This window comes from Nocardia sp. NPDC003726 (genome assembly GCF_053586955.1).
Genome location: NZ_JBSFNF010000016.1, coordinates 112,748 through 131,484, shown reverse-complemented (window position 1 = coordinate 131,484; position 18,737 = coordinate 112,748). Strand labels below are relative to the sequence as shown.

Genomic DNA, 18,737 nt, shown 5'->3' with positions numbered 1-18,737 from the left:
GTCAGCGGACGCGAGTGCCGAGCAGGTGCCGCACCCCCGCCACGAACAATTGCAGGCCGAAGTCGAAACGAGCGGTGGCGTCGGTGGTCTCCTCCAGCGGCGACGCGCCCTCGGGCAGGGCGCCCGCCGAGTCCATCTGCATCCTGGACTGCTCGTCCACGGTCTCGCCGAGCACGTAGTACAGCAGCGTGAACGCCGCGAGTTCGGCCTCCTGACGCGGCATCCCCGCGCGAATGGCCGCGCTCGCCAAGCGTTCCCGCCCCTTGCTTGTGGTGAGTCTCGACGCGTAGGTCGCCGAGACCAGTTCGGCGCCGTCGCGATAGGCCAGCAGGCAGTCGCGCAGCCGGTGGGCCAGCTCGGTGATCTGCCCGGACCACTCCTCGGCTTCGATCGGGTCATCCATGGGCGCGAGTATCTTGTCCGCGACCGCGCCGAGCAGCGCCTGCTTGTTGGGGAAGTGCCAGTACAGCGCTCCCGGCTGGACCTGGAGCGAACCGGCCAGCCTGCGCATGGTGAGGTCGGCCAGGCCGTATCGGTCCAGAATCGCGATGGCGCCGTCGACCACGTCCGCCCGGTGCAGTTGCACTCGATGCCCTTCCCGTCGTGCTTTGACTCACTCCTGTCGCTACCCTAGCCTGAACACCGTTCAAGTTGCACGGCCACCTCGGCCGGACGAAGGGATTCGTGCAGTGACCCAGGCACCCGTAGCCACCGGCATTCTGTCGATCGCCCGCGAGCAGGTGCTCGAGCGCGGTGAAGGGCTGAATCAGGAGCAGACCCTGGCGGTGCTGCGCCTCGGCGACGACCAGTTGGAGGAGTTGCTCGCCCTGGCGCACGAGGTGCGCATGAAGTGGTGCGGTCCCGAAGTCGAGGTCGAGGGCATCATCAGCCTCAAGACCGGCGGCTGCCCCGAGGACTGCCACTTCTGCTCGCAGTCGGGCCTGTTCCAGTCGCCGGTGCGCGCGGCGTGGCTGGACATCCCCAGCCTGGTGGAGGCCGCCAAGCAGACCGCCAAGACCGGCGCCACCGAGTTCTGCATCGTGGCCGCCGTGCGCGGGCCGGACGAGCGCCTGATGGCCCAGGTGGCCGCCGGTGTCGAGGCCATCCGCAACGAGGTGGACATCCAGGTCGCCTGCTCGCTGGGCATGCTCACCCAGGAGCAGGTCGACCAGCTGGCCGCCATGGGCGTGCACCGCTACAACCACAACCTGGAGACCTGCCGCTCCTACTTCCCGAACGTGGTGACCACGCACACCTGGGAGGAGCGCTGGGACACCCTGCGTATGGTCCGCGAAGCGGGCATGGAGGTCTGCTGTGGCGGCATCCTCGGCATGGGCGAGACCCTGGAGCAACGCGCCGAGTTCGCCGCGAACCTGGCCGAACTCGAGCCCGACGAGGTCCCGCTGAACTTCCTCAACCCGCGACCGGGCACGCCGTTCGGCGACCTGGAGGTGCTGCCCGCGTCCGACGCGCTGCGCGCCGTCGCCGCCTTCCGGCTCGCGCTGCCGCGCACCATGCTGCGCTTCGCGGGCGGCCGGGAGATCACCCTCGGTGACCTCGGCGCCAAACAGGGCATCCTGGGCGGCATCAACGCCGTCATCGTCGGCAACTACCTGACCACCCTCGGCCGCCCCGCCGAACAGGACCTGGACCTGCTCGGCGAGCTGAAGATGCCGATCAAGGCGCTCAACGAAACGCTCTGACCCGGCTCGGTTGCGACGAAGAGGCAGGCGAGCATGGGTACTGTCATGGACATGGACGAGCGCTACAACCCGTTCACCGGCAAGCGGATAGTGCCGGGCCTCGACGACGCGATCCCGCCCGCCGCCGCGCTGGGCCTGGAGCCGCCGCGCTTCTGCGAGCAGTGCGGCCGCCGCATGATCGTGCAGGTGAGCCCGGACGGCTGGTGGGCCAAGTGCTCCCGGCACGGCGTCATCGACTCCGCCGAACTGGAACGCCGCTAGTGGCGTCGTCGCGGGGTGAGGGGCGGGCGGCGGCGGTGGTCGCCGTCGCCGTGGTGGTGGTGAGCGCGCTCGCGGGTGTCGGCTGGGGTCTGCTCGCGCCTACCGAGCGTCTGCTCGTGGTCGAGCCGGGTCGTGGGGTCGCGCTGACCGGAGAGAGCACTCATCAGTTCGACGCGCTGGCGTTGTTCGTGCTCGCGGGGGCGGTGCTCGGCCTGCTCGGCGCGCTGGCCGTATGGCGCTGGCGCTCGGCGCGCGGGCCGCTGCTGCAACTGGGCCTGCTGCTCGGCAGCGGCGCGGGCGCGGTGGCGATGGCCCGCGTGGGGGAGCAGGTGGCCGAGTGGTCGCATCCGCGCCCGCACGACCCGCCGGTCGGCCAGATCGTCACGCTCCCGATCGAATTGGGCAGTGATCTCGCGTTGATCGTGCAGCCGCTGATCGCGTCGTTCGTCATGCTGTTCCTCGCCGCGCTCAGTACGTCGGAGGATCTCGGCAGCGGACGCCGCGCCGCCCGGAAGGAGCAAACCTTCACGGGCTCCGGAGGCGTCGCTGCGAGCGGGGAAGAGCTGCCTTATCGTGGCTACGAGCCTGCCTCGGAAGAGTATTCGGTACCCGAATACCGGCAACGGTATTGACCCGGCGCGTGGTGGCGGCAGGCTCGACCACCGCGGGGTGGCGCGAAGCGCGGGGAAGGAACAGGACGTGACCTTTGTCGGTGGCGGGCCGGTCGTCGAAGAGCTCGACGCCAAGTTCTGGCGGGTGACCGAACCGTTCGTCTACCGCGGGGCGAGTGCGGAATTCGTCATCCCCGCCGGTTTCCGCACCGATTTCGCGTCGGTGCCACGCCCGCTGATCTGGCTGATCCCCCGCTACGGCATCTACACCCGCGCCGCGATCCTGCACGATTATCTGCTCAGCACACACGCCGTCAGCGTGGCCGACGCCGACGGCATCTTCCGCCGCAGCCTGCACGAACTCGGGGTCTCGCTGCCGCGCCGCTGGATGATGTGGGCGGCCGTGCGTGCCGCCCACCGCTTGCGTGGCGCGAGCGCGGGCGAGGTCGCGCGCTTCCTCGTCGTCGCGATCCCTTCGGTGTTCTTCCTCGCCGTCCCCGCGACCGTCGTGACGCTGTTCCTCCTGCTGTTCTGGCTCGTCGAACTGGCCTTCTGGGCCGCTTCCCGACTGTCGCAACGAACCGAAGCTCCCCCGCCGAGCCCGCAGATGAAGGCCGCTTGATCGCCTCTTCATGATCAACGGCACAGGAATCTACTCGCGAAACGCCGCGGCGTGCCGTTGATCTTGTTATTCCGGCGAAAACCGGTGGAGGCCGGTGTGGGCGTGGGGATACGGTGGGTCGCCGAGAAAGCGTTGGAAGGGGTTGGGGCGGTGAGGCGCGCACCTGGAGCGGAAGCCGGGACGGTTCCCGCGGAGAGCGAACGGGCCGATCTGGCGGCGTGGCGGCGGCGGGATGCCTTGCGGCGTAGTAACGCTGCGCGGCCTGTGCCGAGCAAGCGGCAGTACCGTCGTCGGAGCAAGCACCGTAAGGCTTCGGCCGATTAGGGCGGCCAGGCGGGGTCAGGAAGGGCCGGGAGGGCGCAGGGCCGCGAATTCGTCTGTCACGCGGAGTCCGGAGTCGGTGAAGCGGTACACCGCGGCGGGGCGGCCGCCCGCGCGGCCGGGTGCGGCGGTGGCTCCGGTGGGGGTGATCACCTTGCGGCGGGAAAGGACGCGCTGGAGGTTCGTGGGGTCCACGTCGTACCCCAATGCGGCGCAATAGATTTCGCGCAGTGTGGACATGGTGAACCGGTCCGGCGCGAGGGCGAAGGCGATGTTGGTGTAGGACAGTTTCGCCGCCAGCCGGGTGCGGGCGTGGTCGACGACCGTGCGATGGTCGAAGGACATGGCCGGCAGTGCCGAGACCGGATGCCATGCGGTGTCCGGGGGCAGATGGGGGTCGGCGGTCAGCGGGACCAGTCCGAGATAGGCCGAGGCGATGCGGCGCGGGCTCGGCACCCGGTCGGGGGCGCTGAACACCGAAAGCTGTTCCAGGTGGCTCAACTCGCGCACGTCGACCTTCTCGGCGAGCTGGCGGCGCGCGGAGGTGTCGAGGTCCTCGTCGTCGCCGAGGCGTCCGCCGGGCAGCGACCAGGTGCCCTTCTGTGGATCCAATGCGCGTTCCCACAGCAACACCGCCAGTTCGGTCCGCTGGTCGGGCGGGCAACGCCGCAGCATGCCTTCCGCCCGGTCGGCTGGGGTGTGACCTGCGGCGATGTCCCGGGGGAAGCGGCGAACCTGGAACACCGCGGTGAGCGATTCGTGGATGGTGCTACTATGGGCCACGTTTTCGATTATAAGTCGAAAACCTGGTTTGGTGCGAATCGGCGGTGTAGCCGACCGCACGAGGAAGGGAGCCATCCATGGCGACGACGGGTGCGAAACTGGCGCCCCCGCTGATGGGGCAGGTGTTCGACGGACCATCGGGGTTCGCGGGTGTCGAGGCAACGCCGGAGTGGGCGCGGGAAGTAAAGCGACTGGCCAGGGAGCGCAACGCGACGATCCTGGCGCACAACTACCAGTTGCCGGAGATCCAGGACGTGGCCGACCACGTCGGCGACTCGCTGGCGCTGTCGCGGATCGCGGCCGAGGCGCCCGAGGACACCATCGTGTTCTGCGGCGTGCACTTCATGGCCGAGACCGCCAAGATTCTCAGCCCGGCGAAGACCGTGCTCATCCCCGATCAGCGTGCGGGATGTTCGCTCGCGGATTCGATCACGGCCGATGAGCTGCGCGCCTGGAAAGCCGAGCACCCCAACGCGGTGGTCGTGTCGTACGTGAACACCACGGCCGAGGTGAAGGCGCTCACCGACATCTGCTGCACCTCGTCCAACGCGGTGGACGTGGTCGCCTCGATCGACCCGGACCGCGAGGTGCTGTTCCTGCCGGACCAGTTCCTCGGCGCGCACGTCAAGCGGGTCACCGGCCGCGCGAACATGCACATCTGGGCGGGGGAGTGCCACGTGCACGCGGGCATCAACGGCGACGAGCTGACCGAGCAGGCGCGCACCCACCCGGACGCGGAGCTGTTCGTGCACCCCGAATGCGGCTGCGCCACCTCGGCGCTGTACCTGGCCGGCGAGGGCGCGTTCCCGGCCGAGCGGGTGCACATCCTGTCCACCGGAGGCATGATCGACGCGGCCAAGGCGGCGAAGTCGAACCAGGTGCTGGTGGCCACCGAGGTCGGCATGCTGCACCAGCTGCGCAAGGCCGCCCCCGGCATCGACTTCCAGGCCGTGAACGACCGGGCGTCGTGCAAGTACATGAAGATGATCACCCCGGCGGCGCTGCTGCGCTGCCTGGTCGAAGGCCGCGACGAGGTGCACGTCGATCCGGAGACCGCCGCGCTGGGCCGCAACTCGGTGCAGCGGATGATCGCGATCGGCAATCCCGGCGGCGGTGAATGAATCCGACCGCTGCCTTCGCGGCGGTGGGTCGTGCTCCGGCCGGACGCGGTGACCGCCGCGTCCGCTCCGGAGGTCGTTCGCGGAACGGAAGACAGAGAGGCGCGGGCCGATGACAACCCGGGTTTCCATCGACTGGGAGGCCGAGGCCGATCTGGTCGTGATCGGCGGCGGCGTCGCGGGACTGACCGCGGCGCGCACCGCGTCACTGCGCGGCCTGCGGGTGCTCACGCTCAGCAAGGGCGGGCCGACGGACACCTCCACCCAGTACGCCCAGGGCGGCATCGCCGTCGTCGCGCCGCACGGTGACTCGGTCGAATCGCACGTGCGCGACACGGTGGAGGCGGGCGCCGGGCTCTGCGACGTGGACGCCGTGCGCTCCATCGTCGAGGGCGGGCAGGCCGCGGTGGCCGCGCTGACCGACCTGGGCGCGGTGTTCGACCTCGGCCGCGACGGCCAGATCTCGCGGACCCGCGAGGGCGGGCACAGCACCCGCAGGATCATTCACGCCGGAGGCGACGCCACCGGCGCGGAGGTGCAGCGGGCGCTGAACGAAGCCCGGCTGCCGGTGCTGTTCGGCGCGGCGGCAGCCGAGATCGTCACCGGGCCGACCGGTGTGCGGGGTGTGGTCGCGGTGTCGGAGCGGGGGTTCGGCGTGGTGCACGCGCCCGCCGCGCTGCTGGCCACCGGCGGGCTCGGCCAGTTGTACGCGCTGAGCACCAATCCGCCCGGCGCCACCGCCGACGGCATCGCGCTCGGGTTGTGGGCCGGAGCCGCCGTCGCCGATCTGGAATTCCTGCAGTTCCACCCCACCGTGCTCTACACCCCGGGCGGCCTCGGACGCAGGCCGCTGATCAGCGAAGCGGTGCGCGGCGAAGGCGCGACGCTGGTCGACACCGAAGGCGACCCGGTGACCGCGGGGGTGCACCCGCGTGGCGATCTCGCCCCGCGCGATGTCGTCTCTCGCGCCATCGCCGCGCGCATGCGGGCACTCGGCACCGAGCACGTCTATCTCGACGCGCGCTCGATCGACGGTTTCGCACAACGGTTTCCGACGATCACCGCCTCGTGCCTCGCGGCGGGCATCGATCCGCGCACCGATCTCATCCCGGTCGCACCGGCCGCGCACTACCAGTGCGGGGGAGTCGTCACCGACACCCACGGCCGCACCGCGGTGCCCGGCCTGTACGCCGCAGGCGAGGTCGCGCGCACCGGGCTGCACGGGGCGAACCGGTTGGCTTCCAACAGCCTGCTGGAGGGGCTGGTGGTCGGCGAGCGCGCCGGAGCCGCCGCCGCCGAGCGGCTCGGTGAGCGATCCGGGGTCGTCGAGATCCCCTCGCGCGCGGTCGAATACGCCGACCGCGACGTGGTGCAGCACCTGATGACCACGCACGCCTCGGTGGTCCGCGACCGCGCGGGGCTCGCCGAAGCGCTCAAGCGGCTCGACGACGCGGTCACCCGCCGCGACACGCGCGCCGCCGCCCATCCGATCGCCGCGATCGAGGACGCCGCGCTCACCCTCGCGGCCCGCGCCCTGCTGCTCGCGGCGCTCGCCCGCACCGAGAGCCGCGGTTGCCATACCCGCTCGGACCACCCCGACGCCGCGCCCGAACTCCGCCACAGCCTCCCGATCCGGCTGAACGGTGACGGCGTCGCCGAGTACGCACCCCTTCCCTGACCACACGCGCCGAAACGGACTTGTCCACCGGTCCCGCTCGGCGAGAGAGGAACGCTTCGATGGCTCTGGACGCCGCTCTGGATCGCGACGAGGTGCTGCGCGTCATCCGCGCCGCGCTGGACGAGGACCTGCGCTACGGCCCCGACGTCACGACGACGGCCACCGTGCCCGCGGACGCGGTGATCAAGGCATCGGTGGTGTCGCGGGAGCCGGGGACCGTGGCCGGGCTCGACGCGGGGCTGCTGGTGCTGGACGAGGTGATCGGCGCGGACGCCTACGAGGTCACCGACCGCGTCGCCGACGGAACCAGGGTGTCGCCGGGACAGTCCGTGCTGACCTTGATCGCACCCACGCGGGGGCTGCTCACCGCGGAGCGCACCATGCTCAACCTGGTGTGCCATCTGTCCGGCATCGCGACGGCGACGGCCGCCTGGGTGGACGCCGTCGCGGGCACCAAGTGCCGCATCCGCGACAGCCGCAAGACGCTGCCGGGACTGCGCGCGCTGCAGAAGTACGCCGTGCGGGTCGGGGGCGGCGTCAACCACCGCATGGGTCTCGGCGACGCCGCGCTGATCAAGGACAATCACGTGGTCGCAGCGGGATCGGTGGTCGAGGCGCTGCGCGCGGTCCGCTCCGCCGCACCCGACATCGCCTGCGAGGTGGAGGTCGACAGCCTCGAACAGCTCTACGCCGTGCTCGCCGAGAACGTGGAACTGGTGTTGCTGGACAACTTTCCGCTCTGGCAGACCCAGGCGGCCGTGCAGCGCCGCAACGCGGCGTCCCCGCGGACCAAACTGGAGTCCTCCGGCGGCCTGAGCCTGGACGTCGCCGCCGACTACGCGCGCACCGGCGTCGACTACCTCGCCGTCGGCGCCCTCACCCACTCGGTGCGGGTGCTCGATCTGGGGCTGGACATGTAGGCGCGCGGCTTCGCCCGGTCAGGCGGTGAGTTCGCGCTCCAGTGGCGTCCGGAAACGGGGAATGGCGCGCACGTCGCCGTACCACTCGCGAATACGTTGCGCTTGCGTGGCGATCATCGCCTCGGCCTCGCTGCCCACGTCTTCGAGCAGGCGGTAGACGATCTCGCCGTCACCGCGCTGTGCCCAGCCGCCCACGATGCGCCCGCCCCACCAGACGGTGGGACCGATGTTGCCGTTGCGGTCGAACAGGTTCGCGGCGTGGGAGCCGAGGAACCACTCTCGTGCCTGCCAGCCCATGGGCGTCGGGTCGAGGGCGGGCAGCAACGCCGCCCACGGTTCCGGGGCGGCGACCGGTTCCACGTCGTCGGCCAGCAGTACGCCGGTCACGCCGTCCAGATCGACTTCGACCAGATCGAGCGCGCCGAGCGCCGCGCGCACCTCGCCGAGCGTCCATCCGGTCCACCACTTGATGTCGGACACCGGCGCGGGGCCGAACGCGCGCAGCCAGCGGCGGACCAGCTCGGCGCGGGCTTCGGCGGCGGGGAGGGCGGGAACGCCTTGCGGCAACCACGATTCGATCGGCGACCAGGTGTACTGGCTGCTGGTCCAGCTGCCGTTCGGCCGTCCGCGCACGATGCGGCCCTCACAGCCCAGCGTCACCAGCACCCAGGTGGTGATGTTCGTCGGCTTCGAATACGGCTTGTCCGGCGCGGTGTTCACCTGGGTACGCAAGCGCGGGACGTCCCTGCTCAGCTGCGCGCCGGTCGCCGCGCCGCGGTCGAGCAACGCCTTGTGCGTCTCGGTCTCGACCTCCGCCCACCAGCGCCGCACATCGCCGTCCCCGATGCCGGCCTGCTCCAGGTACTTGGCGTAGGTGCGCCGCTGCTTGTGCGCCAGCGCGTCCGCGCACGAAGCCTGCAGCACCGGAACGAGTTCCACCGGCACGACGAACATGGTGCGGCGCATGGCGAGCATCCGCAGCAGCGACCGGTCGTCGTAGAGGGCCCGTTCGACATCCGAGGGCGTCAGCCCCTCGCCGCGCGCCGCGACGGAGAGGAAGACGGTGGCCGGATCGGTCGCGTGCAAGGCGACCAGCGACCGGGCGATGTCCGCGACCTGGCCGCTGCGCTCCGAAGCGGCCAGCCGGTGTCGTATCGCCAACCGAGCGCGCCGCTCGGCGGCATCAATCGAACGCATAGGCGAATCGTAGCGTTCGCGCCGCGGGTCAGAGGCCGAAGCGCTCCGGGGTCAGGCGCAGCGTCCGGCAGGCGTCGCGGACGGCCTCGGCCGCCGCGGGGCCGCATGCGCCCGCGTCGCTGCCGATCAGCAGGCCGGTGCGGATCACCGCGTCCGCCTCGACCGGCCGGTGCGCCGCTGTGGCGATCTGCCGCAGCACGTGGGCGTAACCGCGCACCGGAGCGTTCGCCAGCCGATTGCAGTTGTCCTCGAACAACGCGCGCAAGTCGTCGACCGGGAAGTTGCACAGCACCGGATCGGCCGTGACCAGTTCGCCGACGGTCGCCCGGTCCACGATCGCGTCGTCGGCCACGGCGACCAGCGCGCACAGGGCCACCGCGGCGTCGCGGAAGGAGCCGCCGCGCAATTGATTCCGCTCGGCCAGCAGTAGTTCGCGCCAGCCGGCGGCGATCTCGGGCGTGCTGATCAGGGTCGCGTCGGGGGTGCGGCGGGGTGCGAAGGTCATGGCTGACTCCCTGCGAAGGCGTCCGAACGCGCGGACCCGTGCCATCCGGACTCGGTATGAATACCCGGACCGTAACAGGGCCGCGACGCCGGGACCTGCCCCCAAAGTTCGGGATCAGTCCACGGGCTCCCAGGCGCGGACCAGGTCGAGCAGGCCGGGAAAGCGCGCTTCGAGATCTCGACGCGGACCTGGTTGCGGCGTTCGAGTCCGTAACGGCGCTGCCGGGTGACGCCGGCTTCACGCAGCACCCGGAAATGGTGCGGGAGCGTGGATTTGGGGCGATCGATGCCGAACCACGAGCACGGCCGGTCGGTGTCGGGGGAGTCCAGCAGCAGCCTGCAGACCATGGTCAGGCGCAGGGGGTCGCTCAGCGCGGCGAGCACATGGTCCAGCCGCAGATCGGCACGGTCCGGCTCGGGCAGCACGGAGGTGGCCTCGGCCTACGGATCGAGCGCGGGAGTGACCGCGTTCGGCGTGGTGGTCGGCCTCGCGGCGGTCGCGGGCGGACTGCTCGTCGTCGTGCGCTCCCGCGCCGCGCTGACGGCGTGACATCATCCGAGGATGCGACGGGCATCTGCGGCACTCGGACTCTGCTGCGCGCTGATCGGCGTGATCATGACGACAATCCCCGCGGCGGCGCCGGTTTCCGCGGAGCCGGACTGCGCCGGGGGCGTGGCGGTGCGCCCGGTTTCGCTGACCGTGGACGGGGATGAGGCGACCGGCCGGGCGTACGAGCCCTATCGGTGCGCCGAGCAGGACACGCCTGCGCAGGCGCTCGTGGTCGCGGTGCACGGGCACGGCGGGTCTTCGGCGGATTTCGCGGGCTACCTCGAGTCGATCGCCCGGCGCACCGCGACGCCGATCCTGGCGATGGATCTGCGCTCGGCGCAGAGCGAATGGCGCGCCGGAGAGTGGAACCTGTGGGCGGGGTGGCGCGATGTCGTCGCCGCGACCGCGTGGTACCGGGACGCCCATCGCTCGATCACCCGCACGGTGCTGTGGGGCTGGAGCCAGGGCGGCATCACCAGCGGTCTCGCGGCGGCGCACGGTCCGCGCGGGATGTTCGACTACTGGGTCGACAATTACGGTCCGGCCGACGATTTCACGATGTGGCTGGGCGCCGGGGCCGTCGATCCGGCGCTGCCCGCGCAGATCGAGCGCGACGCGGGTGGTTGCCCGCCCGCCGCCTGCCCGCTCGCCTACGCCGAACGCTCGCCCGCGCTGCTTGCGGCCCGGATGGACGTGCGGCGCGCGTTTCTCGTCCACGGCACCGCCGACGACGTGGTGCCGTACGCCACCAGCGTCGAGATGCGCGCGGGGTTGCTCGCCGCGGGCAGGCCCACCTCGATGTACACCGTCGTCACGGGGCACGACCTGAACGGCAGGGTGGTTCCCGGCGACCACAGCGTGGGGCCGGCCCTCTTCGAGGGCGGTTGCGTGGTCGAGCGCCTGCTGCTCGGCGCGGAGCCGGTCGAGGGCCCGGACCGCGACTACCTCGTGGACGTCGCGCACGGCGTCGTCACCGCACCGGCGGCCCCCGCGGGCGCGAAATGCGCGGCCTGAGGGAACACGAAAGCCGCCTCATGCGGTTGACCGACAAAACCGACGACGAAGTGAGGACGCGATGAACAAACCCGCCGACCCGGCCTACCACTGGAACGGAGCGGACCTCGATCTTGACGCCTACCTGGCCAGGATCGGGTTCGACGGCGAGCGCGCCCCCACCGTCGCGACGCTGCGCGAATTGGTGCGGGCGCACACCACCGCGATTCCGTTCGAGAACCTGGAGATCATCCTGGGCCGGTCGATTCCGCTGGACCTGGCGACCTTGCAGGACAAACTCGTGCGGCGGCGCCGCGGCGGTTACTGCTACGAGAACGTCGGACTGTTCGCGGCCGCGCTGGAACGGCTCGGATTCGGCGTCACCGGCCTCAGCGGGCGCGTGAGCATGGGCGCGGGCACGGCGCTGCGCCCCGCCACCCATGCCTTGTTGCGCGTGACCACCGGCGACGACGACCGCGTCTGGCTGTGCGACGTCGGCTTCGGCGCAGGACCGCTCGTGCCGTTCGAATTGTCCGCGGGCGAATTCACCGGCGGCGACTGGAAATTCCGGCTGGAGAGCAGGCGCGGCGAGCTGGATTCCGAGCTGTGGGTGCTGCACCAGTTCGGCCGCGACGGGTGGATCGACCGGCACAGCTTCACCCTGAATCCGCAGTACGGCATCGATTACGCCGTCGGCAATCACTTCGTGTCCACCTCGCCGCGTTCGCCGTTCACCACCCGGCCGTACGTGCAGCGCTTCCACCCCGACGTCCACTACGTGCTGGACGGCACCACGTTCGTCACCGAGTACCCCGACGGCACGGGCCAGACAAGGGAACTGGAACCGACCGAGCTGCCCAAGGTTCTCGCCGAAGTGTTCGACATCGACCTCGGCGAGGACGATGCCGCGACGCTCGCGCGGGGCGCGTGGGCACGCGACTGACCTGGCGATCGGGTCGGGGTTTTCGTCCGGCCGACCAGACGTAATCGCGCCCGCACTGCGGCCGTGCACGGGTTTTCGTCGGGCGCAGTGCGGCTCTGCTCGTCACGCGTATCCCTGCACCCGGGCTGTGCACGGGTTCTCGTCGGGGGCTGTCCGGCTCCGCTCGTCACGCGGATCCCTGCACTGCGGCCGTGCGTGGGTTTCGTCGGGCTCTGTCCGGCTCCGCTCGTCACGCGTGCCCAGCACCGCGGCCATACGCAGGCTGCCGGCGGACGCGGTCCGCCCGCGCCATTATGGTCGTCGGGGTGCGTACCAACCGGAAAGCCCTCGTCCTGTTCGCCGCACCGCTGCTCGTGCTCGCCGCCTGCTCGTCCGGACCCGACCAGCCCGACACCGTGGCCGCGCAGTTCGCCGACGCGCTGAACCGCGACGACGTCGCCGCGGCCGCCGCGCTCACCGACGATCCGGCCAAGGCCGCCGAGGCCATCGGCGCCCTGTACGAGGGGCTCGGCAAGGACGTGCGCTTCGAAGTCCGCTCGGTCGAGGAGAACGGCTTCGCGTTGGCCGCCACCTGGAAGCTGGGCGCGGACGGCAAGTCGGAGTGGACCTACACCACCACCGGCGCCGCCCGCGACGAGGGGAACGGATGGCGGGTGAAGTGGGACCCCGCCACCGTCGCTCCCGGACTCGCCGCGGGGCCCTTGAGCTACAGCAGGGTCTATCCGCAACCGGCGCGCGTCCTCGACGCCGCCGGCGGCGAGCTGATGACCGAGCAGATCGTCACGCTGGTGAACGTCGGCCCGAACGCCGACCTGCCCGCGATCGCGGAGCTGCTCGGCCCACTCGCACCCGGTCTCACCGCCGGATCGATGCAAGCCGAACTCGCGGCGGCGCAAGGAAAGCCGATCACCGCGATCACCTTGCGCGAGGCCGACCTCGCCCCGGTCCGAGACCGCCTGACCGCGCTGCCCGGTGTCACCCTGGCGCCGCAGACCCGCCTGCTGACGACCGACAAGGCCCTGGCCGCCCCCACCCTGTCCGGGCTGGCCGAGCTGTGGCAGCAATCCGCCGACGCGCACGCCGGGTGGGCCGTGCGCGCCCAGACGCCGCAGGGCACCGAGCGCGTCGCCGGAACCGATGCCACGCCCACCGCCGACATCACGACCACTCTCGATCCCGGCTTACAGCGCGCGGCCGAGGCGGCGCTCGCCCCGGTGGCCCAGCCCGCCGCGATGGTCGCCCTGCGGCCCTCGACCGGCGAGGTCGTCGCGATCGCGCAGAACGCCGCCGCCGACGCGCAGGGCCCGATCGCGCTGACCGGGCTCTATCCGCCGGGTTCGACGTTCAAGACGGTCACCGTCTCCGCGGCATTGCAGGCGGGCGCCGTCACGCCCGACACCGTGCTGCCCTGCCCCGGCACCGCGAACATCGAGGGCCGGCGCATCCCCAACGACAACAATTTCGATCTCGGCTCGGTCCCGTTGCACACCGCCTTCGCCCGGTCCTGCAACACCACGATGGGCGCCATGGCCGTGCGATTGCCCGCCGACGCGCTGACTGAAGCGGCGGCGCAATTGGGCCTCGGCATCGATTACGTCACACCGGGCTTGACCACGGTCACGGGGAAGGTGCCCACGGCCGACACCTCGGCGTTACGTGTCGAGTCGGCGATCGGTCAAGGGCAGGTGACAGCGTCACCGTTCGGCATGGCTCTGGTCGCCGCCTCCATCGCCCGCGGCTCGGTGCCCGCGCCCGCCGTGGTCGCGGGCAAGCCCGGCACCCAGGATCGCACCCCGGACCCGCTGCCGCCGCAGGTCGACGACCAGCTGAAAGCCATGATGCGCGAGACGATCACCGACGGCACCGCGACGCAATTGCGGGATATCCCCGGCCTGCTCGGCAAGACCGGCACCGCCGAGTACATCGACGACGCCCACGCGCACGGCTGGTTCGTCGGCATCGACGGCGACCTGGCCTTTTCCGTCTTCATCAGCGACGCGGGCAGTTCGGCGCCCGCGGTGGAGGCCGCGGGCCGGATGCTGCGGGCCCGTGGATAGTCTGTGGCGGGCGATTGCGGGCGGCGAGAAGGCCCGGCTGACGCGTGCGAGCATTCCGGCGCCCGCTACACTCATCCCCGGACCGCGTGAGTAATCAATATGCGGGATGTCACGATTTCGAGAAGGTTCGGAGTAGGCGCCATCGATACCGGTCAGTTGATCGCGGAGCATTACCGCCTGGTCGAGCGGATTGGTAGCGGCGGCACGGGCGTGGTCTGGCGTGCCGTCGACGAACGCCTCCAGCGCTCCGTGGCCGTCAAGCAGATCCACATCCAGCCGAGCCTGCCCGAGGCCGAACGGGACGTGGTGCGCCAGCGTGCGATCCGGGAGGCGCGCAACGCCGCCCGCTTCCAGCATCCGAACGCGATCGTCGTGTTCGACATCACCGAGCACGAGGGCGACCCCTGCCTGGTGATGGAGTACCTGAAATCCAAGAGCCTCGCCGCGGTGATCGCCGCGCAGGGCACCTTGCCGCTGACCCAGGTGGCGCGGATCGGCGAGCAGGTCGCTTCGGCGCTGATCGCCGCGCACCAGGCGGGCATCGTGCACCGCGACGTGAAGCCGGGCAACATCCTGCTCGACGATCACGGCACGGTGAAGATCACCGACTTCGGCATTTCCCGCGCCACCGGCGACGTCACGCTCACCGAGACCGGACTGATCTGCGGCACCGCCGCCTACCTCGCGCCCGAGGTCGCCCGCGGATCCGATCCCAGCCCCGCCTCCGACGTGTTCGCGCTGGGCGCCACGCTGTTCCACGCGCTCGAGGGCGAACCGCCCTACGGGGCGGGCTCCAATCCGCTCGCAGTGCTCTACGCCGCCGCGAACGGGCAGCTGAGCGAACCGCGCAACGCCGGTCCCGCCACGGATTTCCTGCTCGACCTGCTCAGCCCCGAACCGCGCGAGCGTCCGAGCATGCGGGCGGCGCGTGATCATCTCGCCGCGTTCGCCGACGCCGGTCCCGCCCCGGTGGCGGCCGGGTTCGTGCCAGCCAGCGAGGCGTTCGCCCGGCCGCGGGCGGGCCAGTCCGAATCGGCGACCCGCGAGCTGCGGCCGTCGGCGATGGCCTCGGCGCCCTACACGCCGACCGAGCGTCAGCCGCGACCCCGACCCACGCCCCCGCCTCCGGCGCAGCCGGACACCGCGTCGCATCCACGCACCATGGCGCAGCCGCGCCCGGTGCAGCGGCAGGGATCGGGCGGCAAACGCCGCGCGATCCTGATCGGCGCGCTGATCGGCGCGGTCGCCGTGGTGGTGGCCGTCGCGGTGAACATGATGAGCTCGTCGGGGTCGGGCACCAGCGCGGCCCAGGGCAGCACGTCCTCGGCGGTCGCGTCGACGCGGCCGGGCGCGAACACGACGTCGGCCGCCGCCGCGGTGGGCGAGACGAAAAGCGTCGGCAAGGCCGACCCGCGGCAGTCCATCGATCTGGTGGTGAACTTCTACAACAACCTGACGTACTTGAGCTTCTCCGCCGCGTGGAAGCAGCTGACGCCCGCCGCCCAGCAGGTGTTCGGCAGCCAGCAGGCCTTCGAGGACTACTGGACGCAGAACCGGGTCACGGGCTTCAACACCGTCGACGCGGCCGGTGGCGGTTCGGGCAGCAACGCGGACGGTTCGGTGGACGTCAATGTCGCCAGCGTGACCTACGGCGGCCAGAACAAGTCGGTGACGCTCCGGTTGATAAACCCCGGCAACGGGTCCGTGCTCATCGACAGCGACACCCGCTGACGCGAGCGCCGGAACCGGCCTCGCCGACCGGCTCGGACACCACCGGCCAGCGATGAAGCGACGCCACGCCCAGGTCCGCCGCGGTAACGGCGTCGTCGCGCGGACCTGCGCACACAGGTCCCCTGCGCCCCCGCCGCCCGGACCACGCGGATAACGGCTGGCGTCGCCCCATTAGGCTGGTAACGGCAACTTTCCTGTTGCGCGATCAGCTGGAGACAAGGACCGACACCACATGACAACCCGCATCGAGCTCGCCCGCGTCGATCTGCGCGGTCGCACTCCCTCCGTCGCCGAGCTGCGCGCCGCGCTGCCGCGCGGGGGAGTCGACGTGGACTCGGTGCTGCATCAGGTGCGTCCGGTGGTCGAGGCGATCCGTGATCACGGTGTGTCGGCGGCGCTGGAGTTCAGCGAGCGCTTCGACGGCGTCATCCCGGCGACGGTGCGGGTGCCGGCGGCCGAGCTGGAATCCGCCCTGCAGCGGCTGGACCCCGCCGTCCGCGCCGCGCTGGAGGAATCCATCGCCAGGGCGCGCAAGGTGCACGCCGACCAGCGGCGCGCCGACAAGACCACCGAGGTGGTGCCGGGCGGCACCGTCACCGAACGCTGGGTGCCCGTCGAGCGGGTCGGCCTGTACGTGCCGGGCGGCAACGCCGTCTACCCGTCCAGCGTCGTGATGAACGTGGTGCCGGCGCAGACCGCGGGCGTCGGCTCGCTGGTGGTCGCCTCGCCGCCGCAGGCGCGGTTCGGCGGGCTGCCGCACCCCACCATCCTGGCCGCCGCGCAGCTGCTCGGCGTCGAGGAGGTGTGGGCGGTCGGCGGCGCCCAGGGCGTCGCGCTGCTGTCCTACGGCGGCGTCGACACCGACGGCGCGCAGCTGGAACCGGTCGATCTGATCACCGGGCCCGGCAACATCTACGTCACCGCGGCCAAGCGGCTGTGCCGCGGCCTGGTCGGCATCGACGCCGAAGCCGGGCCCACCGAGATCGCCGTCCTCGCCGACGCGACCGCCGATCCGGCGCACGTCGCCGCCGACCTGATCAGCCAGGCCGAGCACGACGTGCTGGCCGCGAGTGTGCTGGTCACCGACAGTGAGCAGCTGGCCGACGCGGTGGACGCGGCGCTGACCGCGCAGCTGGGGGTGGTCAAGCACGCCCACAGGGTGAGCGAGGCGTTGCGCGGCAAGCAGTCGGGCACCGTCCTGGTCGACGACATCGAGCAGGGCCTGCGCGTGGTGAACGCCTACGCCGCCGAGCACCTGGAGATCCAGACCGCCGACGCGCCCGCGGTCGCGGCCAGGGTGCGCAGCGCGGGCGCGGTGTTCGTCGGCGCGTACGCCCCGGTCAGCCTGGGTGACTACTGCGCGGGCTCCAATCACGTGCTGCCCACCGCGGGCTGCGCGCGGCACTCCTCCGGCCTGAGCGTGCAGACCTTCCTGCGCGGCATCCACGTCGTGGAGTACACCGAAGCGGCGTTGAAGGACGTCGCGGGCCACGTGGTGGCGCTGGCCGACGCCGAGGACCTGCCCGCCCACGGCCAGGCCGTGCAGGCGCGTTTCGAGGCACTGTCGTGACCCGCGCGGTGAGCGCGCCCGGCGCGGACCTGACCTTGGACGAGCTGCCGCTGCGGGACAATCTGCGTGGCAAGAAGCCTTACGGCGCACCGCAGTTGACGGTTCCGGTGCAGCTGAACACGAACGAGAACCCGCATCCGCCGAGCCGGGCCCTGATCGACGACGTCGCCGAGTCGATCCGGGCGGCCGCCGCCGACCTGCACCGCTACCCGGACCGCGACGCCGTCGCGCTGCGCACCGACCTGGCGCGGTATCTGACCGCGCAGACCGGCGTCGCGGTGCAGACCGGCAATGTGTGGGCGGCCAACGGCTCCAACGAGATCCTGCAGCAGCTGTTGCAGGCCTTCGGCGGGCCGGGTCGCAGCGCTTTGGGTTTCGTGCCCTCGTACTCGATGCACCCGATCATCTCCGAGGGCATCGACACCGAGTGGATCGAGGCCGAGCGCAGCGCCGACTTCTCCCTCGACATCGAGCACGCGCTGGCCGCCATCGCCGAGCGCAGGCCGGACGTGGTGTTCGTGACCAGCCCGAACAATCCCACCGGGCACAGCATCCCGCAGGACGAGCTGGCCCGCATCCTCGCGGCCGCCCCCGGCATCGTGGTGGTCGACGAGGCCTACGGCGAGTTCTCCGCGCAGCCAAGCGCCATCGGGCTGATCGACCGGTTCCCCGCGAAGCTGGTGGTGACCAGGACGATGAGCAAGGCCTTCGCGTTCGCAGGTGGGCGGCTCGGTTATCTGGTCGCCGCGCCCGCGGTGATCGACGCGATGCTGCTGGTGCGGTTGCCCTACCACCTGTCGGTGGTCACCCAGGCCGCGGCGCGCGCGGCCCTGCGGCATGCCGACGAGACCCTCGGCAGCGTGGCCGAACTGGCCGCGCAGCGCGACCGGGTGGCGGCCGCGCTGCGGGAACTCGGGTACGACGTGATCCCCAGCGACGCCAACTTCCTGCTGTTCGGCCGCTTCACCGACGCGGCGGCCACCTGGCAGCGCTATCTCGATCACGGCGTGCTGATCCGCGACGTCGGCCTGCCCGGCTACCTGCGCACCACCATCGGCCTCGCCGCCGAGAACGACGAACTGCTGCGGGTCAGCGAGCTGCTGGCGGGCACCGACCTGGCACCGCGATGAACCAGCGCCGAACAGCCTTCGGCGCCGACCCGATTGGACGTGAGC

18 protein-coding genes are annotated in these 18,737 nt (G+C 71.3%); 13 read left to right on the top strand and 5 right to left on the bottom strand.

Annotated features, from left to right (window positions below):
- Position 1: 1 nt before the first annotated feature.
- Complete coding sequence (locus tag ACWDMM_RS21525; protein WP_195082695.1) at positions 2-586, bottom strand: TetR/AcrR family transcriptional regulator C-terminal domain-containing protein; 585 nt, start codon at positions 584-586, stop codon at positions 2-4.
- 103 nt (positions 587-689) lie between these two features.
- Here ACWDMM_RS21525 and bioB point away from each other — a divergent pair, with 103 nt between their 5' ends.
- The 4 genes from bioB to ACWDMM_RS21505 all read left to right on the top strand — a co-directional run bounded on the left by bioB (position 690) and on the right by ACWDMM_RS21505 (position 3,197).
- A complete protein-coding gene (bioB, locus tag ACWDMM_RS21520; RefSeq protein ID WP_449939051.1) occupies positions 690-1,703 on the top strand; it encodes a biotin synthase BioB in 1,014 nt (337 codons plus the stop codon).
- Between the two features lie 33 nt (positions 1,704-1,736).
- Entirely contained in the window at positions 1,737-1,964 is a 228-nt protein-coding gene (gene bsaP, locus ACWDMM_RS21515; protein WP_323124499.1) for a biotin synthase auxiliary protein BsaP, read from the top strand.
- Complete coding sequence (locus ACWDMM_RS21510; RefSeq protein ID WP_195082696.1) at positions 1,964-2,596, top strand: DUF2567 domain-containing protein; 633 nt, start codon at positions 1,964-1,966, stop codon at positions 2,594-2,596. Before bsaP ends, ACWDMM_RS21510 begins: the two co-directional genes overlap by 1 nt.
- Positions 2,597-2,663: 67 nt before the next feature.
- Positions 2,664-3,197 (top strand): DUF1353 domain-containing protein, encoded by a 534-nt coding sequence (locus tag ACWDMM_RS21505; protein WP_195082697.1) that lies wholly within the window; start codon positions 2,664-2,666, stop codon positions 3,195-3,197.
- Positions 3,198-3,536: 339 nt separating this feature from the next.
- Here the strand turns inward: ACWDMM_RS21505 and ACWDMM_RS21500 are convergent, their stop codons facing one another.
- Positions 3,537-4,301 (bottom strand): NUDIX hydrolase, encoded by a 765-nt coding sequence (locus ACWDMM_RS21500; RefSeq protein WP_323124498.1) that lies wholly within the window; start codon positions 4,299-4,301, stop codon positions 3,537-3,539.
- A 77-nt stretch (positions 4,302-4,378) separates the two neighbouring features.
- On the opposite strand from ACWDMM_RS21500, the gene nadA reads away from it, so the two are divergent.
- The 3 genes from nadA (at position 4,379) to nadC (ending at position 8,017) form a co-directional block, all read left to right on the top strand.
- Entirely contained in the window at positions 4,379-5,422 is a 1,044-nt protein-coding gene (gene nadA / locus ACWDMM_RS21495) for a quinolinate synthase NadA (protein ID WP_195082698.1), read from the top strand.
- Between the two features lie 109 nt (positions 5,423-5,531).
- The gene (locus ACWDMM_RS21490; protein WP_195082699.1) at positions 5,532-7,097 is read left to right on the top strand and encodes an L-aspartate oxidase; all 1,566 of its coding nucleotides are present in this window, start codon (positions 5,532-5,534) and stop codon (positions 7,095-7,097) included.
- A gap of 59 nt (positions 7,098-7,156) precedes the next feature.
- The gene (gene nadC / locus ACWDMM_RS21485; protein WP_449939047.1) at positions 7,157-8,017 is read left to right on the top strand and encodes a carboxylating nicotinate-nucleotide diphosphorylase; all 861 of its coding nucleotides are present in this window, start codon (positions 7,157-7,159) and stop codon (positions 8,015-8,017) included.
- An 18-nt stretch (positions 8,018-8,035) separates the two neighbouring features.
- Here the strand turns inward: nadC and ACWDMM_RS21480 are convergent, their stop codons facing one another.
- From ACWDMM_RS21480 to ACWDMM_RS21470, 3 genes are read right to left on the bottom strand one after another with little or no spacing between them, the layout of a single operon-like run.
- Positions 8,036-9,214: a winged helix DNA-binding domain-containing protein gene (locus ACWDMM_RS21480; protein WP_357109479.1), complete on the bottom strand. Its 1,179-nt coding sequence runs from the start codon at positions 9,212-9,214 to the stop codon at positions 8,036-8,038.
- 28 nt (positions 9,215-9,242) lie between these two features.
- Positions 9,243-9,719, bottom strand: a complete 477-nt coding sequence (locus tag ACWDMM_RS21475; RefSeq protein ID WP_195082702.1) for a TerB family tellurite resistance protein — start codon at positions 9,717-9,719, stop codon at positions 9,243-9,245.
- Positions 9,716-10,144 (bottom strand): ArsR/SmtB family transcription factor, encoded by a 429-nt coding sequence (locus ACWDMM_RS21470; RefSeq protein WP_357109482.1) that lies wholly within the window; start codon positions 10,142-10,144, stop codon positions 9,716-9,718. The genes ACWDMM_RS21475 and ACWDMM_RS21470 overlap by 4 nt, the downstream gene beginning before the upstream one ends.
- Positions 10,145-10,280: 136 nt before the next feature.
- On the opposite strand from ACWDMM_RS21470, the gene ACWDMM_RS21465 reads away from it, so the two are divergent.
- The 6 genes from ACWDMM_RS21465 (at position 10,281) to ACWDMM_RS21440 (ending at position 18,692) form a co-directional block, all read left to right on the top strand.
- Complete coding sequence (locus ACWDMM_RS21465) at positions 10,281-11,282, top strand: alpha/beta hydrolase family protein (RefSeq protein WP_357109485.1); 1,002 nt, start codon at positions 10,281-10,283, stop codon at positions 11,280-11,282.
- Between the two features lie 61 nt (positions 11,283-11,343).
- The gene (locus ACWDMM_RS21460) at positions 11,344-12,204 is read left to right on the top strand and encodes an arylamine N-acetyltransferase family protein (RefSeq protein ID WP_195082704.1); all 861 of its coding nucleotides are present in this window, start codon (positions 11,344-11,346) and stop codon (positions 12,202-12,204) included.
- 293 nt (positions 12,205-12,497) lie between these two features.
- On the top strand, positions 12,498-14,261 hold the full coding sequence (locus ACWDMM_RS21455) for a penicillin-binding transpeptidase domain-containing protein (protein WP_195082705.1): 1,764 nt from the start codon (positions 12,498-12,500) through the stop codon (positions 14,259-14,261).
- Positions 14,262-14,360: 99 nt separating this feature from the next.
- Positions 14,361-15,992, top strand: coding sequence for a serine/threonine-protein kinase (locus tag ACWDMM_RS21450; protein ID WP_195082706.1), 1,632 nt, complete (start codon positions 14,361-14,363; stop codon positions 15,990-15,992).
- Positions 15,993-16,224: 232 nt separating this feature from the next.
- Entirely contained in the window at positions 16,225-17,562 is a 1,338-nt protein-coding gene (gene hisD, locus ACWDMM_RS21445) for a histidinol dehydrogenase (protein ID WP_357109494.1), read from the top strand.
- The gene (locus tag ACWDMM_RS21440; RefSeq protein WP_449939038.1) at positions 17,559-18,692 is read left to right on the top strand and encodes a histidinol-phosphate transaminase; all 1,134 of its coding nucleotides are present in this window, start codon (positions 17,559-17,561) and stop codon (positions 18,690-18,692) included. The genes hisD and ACWDMM_RS21440 overlap by 4 nt, the downstream gene beginning before the upstream one ends.
- The last annotated feature ends 45 nt before the right edge of the window (positions 18,693-18,737 follow it).